Origin of the sequence: Bacteroides sp. 1_1_14, assembly GCF_000162515.1 — a bacterium.
In the GTDB taxonomy this organism is placed as follows: Bacteria; Bacteroidota; Bacteroidia; order Bacteroidales; family Bacteroidaceae; genus Bacteroides; species Bacteroides thetaiotaomicron.
The window spans coordinates 791,634-797,904 of the sequence record NZ_GG774703.1 but is presented as its reverse complement, the minus strand read 5'-3'; the positions used below and the strand labels follow the sequence as shown (position 1 = coordinate 797,904).

Here is a 6,271-nt window from a genome sequence, read left to right as displayed (position 1 = left end):
TTCTGCATATTGAGTTACCGCACCGTTATTGTCCAACTCCGCCTGTGGCATAGGGAAACGGTACATCTTAGTCGGGAAGTTACGATCTTTGTCATCACACTCTACATAAATGTAATTGAACGAACCGTTTGCATTCTGTTCTATCTTAAGTCCATGAAGACGGATACCGGTGAATGCCGTTGCAGATAGTCTCCAGCGACGCATATCCCAATAATAGTGTCCTTCATAAGCTAATTCGACTTTACGTTCCTGACGAATCGCTTTCATCAGGTCTTCTCCGCTCTTGTCCGAATAAGGCAAGCCGACTCTGTTACGAATGTCTTTGATGTCTTTATTGGCTTTATCGGCATAGCCACTCAAATGATAGCAAGCCTCGGCATGATTTAGTAACACTTCGGCATAACGAATTTCGGTCCATGGCTGTGTACTTGCCTGCACAGAAGTGAAGTTGTGAGTCTCATCCACCAGCTTACGCAAATAATAACCTGTGGTAGAACGTCCTTCTGGTTTGGCATCTGTTTTCCATGCAGCCCAACCATCAGTACCATTGACATAAGATGCGATCGTTCTGCCTTTCCACATAGCGCCATTATAAAGAATGGTTGCTTTGAAGCGTGGTTCAAGTTTATCGTATGGAGGAGTTGCCGTTGTTCCTTCTGCAGTATGCCAGGTACTCCAATCCGGAAAACCGCTACCGTCCGCATATTCATAAGATTCTACCATTTCTTGTGTCGGAGTTCCGAATCCTCCGGTCATTGAATTACCATCCAATGCTTTATCACCTCCGGGAGCCATATAGCCGTCAAAATCATGAGTTACAGTAGAACTCTTGTCATAGCAATATTGCAGAATAGCTTCCTGACTTCCTGCTTTAAATGCATTAGAATAATTCTCTTTTTCTTCCAGCTTATATCCCATGCCCATCACTTCTTCGGCAGCGATCCGGGCATCATCCCATCTTTCTGCATAAAGCATTGCCCGTGACAGCATTGCATAAGCTGCTCCGCTAGTCAGACGTCCATTAGGGGTTTTATCAACCGGTAAATGTTCGCCCGCAAACTTCAGGTCCTCATATACAAAGTTCCATCCTTCTGCTTCGGAACTGACCGGCATATCCTTCTTTATATTATCCAGATCTTCATCATATATAATGACTTCCTTATAACGTTTTACCAAGTCGGTATATAAATACCCTCTGAAGAAGCGCATTTCCGCTTCCAGCCGTTCTTGTTCCGTCTGACCGAATGAGGCGTATTTTTTCAGTTTATTGAGACCTTCATTGACACGGCGTACATATTCATACATCGTTCCCCAATTGCCTAAATAAGTGCTGACATAACTTACTGTCAGAACGGATCCTCCATAAGCGATTTCGCTAGGTATCTGGCATTTAGACATATAGTTATAGGAACCGTATTTGAGTTGGTCTGTCAACGCTTCCGTCATGCCTGCCAGGCATTGTCCGTCACGATAAACTCCTAAATAATCGATATAACGGTAGAAATCGTTGACAGCTTGTTCGGCATATTCCAGTTTACTCCATACTAGTTTATCTGATGCTTTGTCCGTCGGTGTCATGTCTAGATAATCACTACATGAACCAAGCCCTAAAGAGGCTCCCAACAATATGATACTTATTAATTTTGTTTTCATAATAAATCTTTTAAAGGTTTAGAAAGTCAGAGTTATACCGCCCATGATTGTGCGTTGTTGAGGATAATATCCATTGTTCACTCCCGGAGATTCGGGGTCGATTCCATCGGGAAGACCGGAGATTGTGAATAAATTGGAACCTTCTACATAAATTCTAAGATTCTGAATTCCCACAGGGCTCATCCACTTTTTAGGGAATGTATAACCCAGCTGTGCCGATTTGAGACGAAGGTATCTGCCATTACGCAACCAAAAGGTAGAAGCTAATCCATTGTCTCCTCCATGTCCTTGATTTCCCAGAGTCAGACGTGGGAATGTTCCATTCGGATTTTCCGTGGTATACGCATTCTGAACCAGATATAAAGGTGAGTTGGCGCCTTCTTTGAATGCCTGTGTCCAGACCGTATTGTCATCATAACCATTATAGTAAGTGCCGGTTAATGATACATCGAACAATGCGCCTCCGGTAAATTGCGCGCTTAAATCAAATCCGTTCCAGGCACAATTCAAGTTCAGACCATAAGTCAGTTCCGGACGATTGCCCCGTCCTACACGTGTTCTGTCATCTTCATCTATTTTGCCATCGCCATTTAAATCCTTATATTTGATGTCACCTACATTAGGACGGGTTCCATACCATGCGGAATTATCAATTTCTTCTTCCGAACGGAACAAACCTTCTGCCACCCATACAACTGAAGCGTCTACACTGCGACCTGTACGTTTTCTCCATTCTACAGTATTGGGACTATCCGGATAACGAAGATAGCGATTTCTTGCAAAAGTCAAGTTGAAACTGGCTCCATAAGAAAATGGTTTCCCTGCCAGATTTAATTTATTACGATGACTCACTGTGATTTCAACTCCCTTGCTGTCTACCTTGTTATAGTTGGCATACGTATAATAATATCCTCCCATTGATGGTGGATAATCGCCTCCCATTGCTGTCAGAATATCATAGGTATAATTATAGAATGCATCAAATTCCATACCCAGTAAACCATTCCACATGGTAAAGTCGAAACCTGCATTGTAAGTTAACGTGTTTTCCCACGTCAGAGTAGGATTTGCAATTACAGATGCACGCAGCGCCTGCATGACTTTTCCGTTCAGAATTGTCTGGTACGCATTTTTGTTACCGTCCATCAGGTTATAAGTACTAAGGAATGCATACGGACTCACATCGTCATTACCCAACAAACCGATAGATGCACGTATTTTCATATCATCCAGGAAAGTCAGATCGGACATAAAGTTTTCTTTGGATATTCTCCACGCTACTGATGCTGATGGGAAAAATGCCCAACGTTTTCCACTTACATTGCCCGCAAACTTATACGAACCGTCATATCGTCCTGTAAATTCTGCCAGATACTTATTGTCATAGTCGTATTTCAAACGGAAAACGTAACCAATGCTACGATTGGCATCACTGTAGCCGGAAATAGGGGAGTCTGCCGGTTGTCCGAAACTCAATTCCGGAAGTTCTGCAAAACTCATATTCTTATTATATCCGGAGAAACTGTTTTCTTTATAATCACGGATTTCCGCAAGTACCATGGCTTCAACATTATGCTTACCGAAAGAATTCGCATAATTGATGCTTCCCTGGCCTACCATTTGACGGGAACTGAATTGTCCTTCACCTAAATTTATTCCATTTGCAGTTCCACGAGGATCATCCGCTTTAGTCCAAGTCCAGTCTGTAGTGGAAGTCGGCATTTTATTGATATAAGTAGAATAAGGTGTATTCAGGTTTTTATTATGTGAGGTCTTGTAGTCATAAGCTCCGGTAACCTTTACACTTAATCCTTTTACCCAAGGCAGATTATATTGTAAAGAGAGGTTAGTCTGCAAATCAAAGCTATTGGTATGTTTGTAGCCGGATTCATAAATAGCTGCTAGCGGACTATTCGGTAAGCTTGTATTATTCTGTGTAGTAGCGGTATAAAGTCCATCATATTTTTCCGGTAAATACGGATGCATCATGATAGTCTGGTGAGCAACGGATAACCAACCTTGTTCTCCCAATGTGGAATTAGAATCTGTACCACCGGAGGCATATCCCGGAGTTTCACGTTTTCCTACATTTCCGGCAACTCCCAAACTTAACTGGAAATTCTTGGCCAGCTGAGTTTCAATGTTGGTTCTTAAGTTGTACCGTCTATAAGTAAAGTTATCAATATTACCATCCTGTCCCAAATAGCCGACAGACGTGAAATAACGCATTTTGTCACTACCACCCTGTACGGTGATGTTATGCTTCTGATTGATACCTGTGCCAAATACTTTATCAATATAATTGACATTATCCCACCCATCAGTAGGATCGCCGTTCAACATCGCTTCCACATTTGCTTTTGTGAATACCGGTGTATATTGCTTCATGTCCGTAATACTTCCGTTAGCCAGCTTATCCATCATATCAGCCATATTATAATAATATGCAAACTGGGGACCATTCATAAACTGCGGAAAGTTTGCATTCATAGATGCTCCTATTGAACCGTTATATGTGATTCTTGACTTTCCTTCCTGTCCTCTCTTTGTTGTAACGATGATAACACCACCTGCGCCTTTCAAACCGTACACAGCCGCAGAAGCTCCATCTTTCAAGACAGATACACTCTCAATATCATTAGGATCAATGTCATTGATGGAACGAGGCATACCATCTACAATATAAGTAACATTGTAAATAGAACCACGAACCCGCAATACTGCTTGGTCATCACCCGGTTCTCCGGAGACTTGAACAGAAGAAATGCCCGGCAAACGTCCGCCTAACAAACTTGATACATTGGTTGCCGGTGCCTTTAACAGTTCGTCGCCTTTGACCGCAGAAACCGCTCCTGTCAGGGATTGTTTTTTTGCAGTACCATAACCAACAACAATCACTTCATCCAGAGATGCCACATCATCCTTCATCACCACATTGATCGTTTTCTGTCCGGCAACTTTTATATCTAGTTCCGCCATACCTACATATGTGAAAGACAATATATCTTTTGAAGTCGCCTGAATGCTGTATTTTCCATTAACATCTGTAACTGTACCATTAGTAGTCCCCTTTACTACAACACTTACACCAGGTAGAGATTCTCCTGTCTCATCAGTAACAGTACCTTGCACCAAACTCTGTGCATGAGCATTGATAGCACATGCAAAAAGTGCGCATATTGAGAAAAGAAATATCTTCAATATGCGAGAGTTTTGCTTAATTTTTGAGTTAAACTCTGTCATAGAATTAATTTTTAGATTATTAATAAGATTGGTTAACATAATAATTCATTGTTTCTATAGCTGTTCCAATACTTTCCAGCATTGAAATAATCCCCTTGGTACATGAAAGCACCCTTTCCATTTACCACCTTTCAGCGGTAACAAAACTTCCCCTCTGCGATTCAGATATCCGTACCATTCCGGATATTCCGGATCTTTGAAGTGCGACCATGTGTAGTCATGCACTTTTTCAAACCATTCCAGACATTTCCTGTCTCCGGTCAGCTGATAACCTTTCAGCAGTGATATCAGAGATTCAATATGCACCCACCAAAGTTTCTGATCCCATTCCAGTTGTTGGGGAGGACAACCGTTACGGTCCATAAAGTAATAGATACCTCCATATTGCTTGTCCCAACCATAGTCGAGCATTGTCAGGGTTACGTCTTTTGCTTTTTCTATCAATTTCGGACGATTCAGGCGTTTGCCCAAATCCATGATGAACCACATCGCTTCAATAGCATGACCGGGAGTCACCTGGCGTCCTTCGAAGCAATCCACCAGATTACCGTCCATATCGACATTCTCAACAATGATGCCCCCCAGCTCCGGACGATAAAAGACATCCATCACTTCATGGATACAGGTTTCCATCGTCTGTTCCAGATAACCGGGATCCAGAAGATGTTCGATCTCCAAAGCCAGATTACAGAGAATCATCGGGAGAGCGAAGTTCTTCAGATTACGAGTACCCGGATGAAGCTTGTTCCACTTGCCTTTCGGATTATCAACCTTAGAAAGGATGATTTCAAAGGTCTTCTTTGCTATGTCCGCATACTCCTGATTTCCCGTAGCAAGACTCAGCTGTCCAAAGGCCATCGTGGCGAAAGTATATGAGAAAATATTGTATGGTTCTACCAGTGGTCTACCCGAACGGTCGAGTGAAAAGTACCAGTTATAATTCCCGTCATGTCCGTATTTTTTTAAGAATTCACCACCCTGAACGGCACAATCCAGCCATTCCTGTCGTTTTTCCACCTTGTTGTAAAGCATGGAGAACATCCATACCTCACGTCCCTGCAACCAGATGAACTTATCCGTATCGAAAACCTTCCCTTCACGGTCCAGGCAGCTGAAATAACCGCCGTATTCACCGTCCTGGGAGTGTTCGAGCCAGAATGGAAGGACACTGTCCAACAATTCATCCCGGTACTGATTCGCTAGTTTCTTAAAATCCATAATATTGTTTTTATTATAGATAGGTATAGGGTACACCGAAGGCGGGGAAACGTTTCTTGAATGGCCATGCAGAAAACCGCCTGCGGCTTCTCTATACTTCTCAGTTGTTGTTAGTTTACTGTTATTAAGGTCTCTTTCTTTCTTCTACTGTTCCGAC

The 6,271-nt window shown here is 42.4% G+C and carries 3 protein-coding genes; all 3 read right to left on the bottom strand.

Features of this window, described 5'->3' with window-relative positions; translation table 11 throughout:
- The coding region (locus HMPREF9007_RS17935; protein ID WP_032850185.1) for a RagB/SusD family nutrient uptake outer membrane protein at positions 1-1,653 on the bottom strand (1,653 nt) is incomplete at its 3' end.
- An 18-nt stretch (positions 1,654-1,671) separates the two neighbouring features.
- Entirely contained in the window at positions 1,672-4,896 is a 3,225-nt protein-coding gene (locus tag HMPREF9007_RS17940) for a TonB-dependent receptor (RefSeq protein WP_032850183.1), read from the bottom strand.
- A gap of 54 nt (positions 4,897-4,950) precedes the next feature.
- A complete protein-coding gene (locus tag HMPREF9007_RS17945) occupies positions 4,951-6,114 on the bottom strand; it encodes an AGE family epimerase/isomerase (protein WP_032850181.1) in 1,164 nt (387 codons plus the stop codon).
- Positions 6,115-6,271 lie beyond the last annotated feature (157 nt).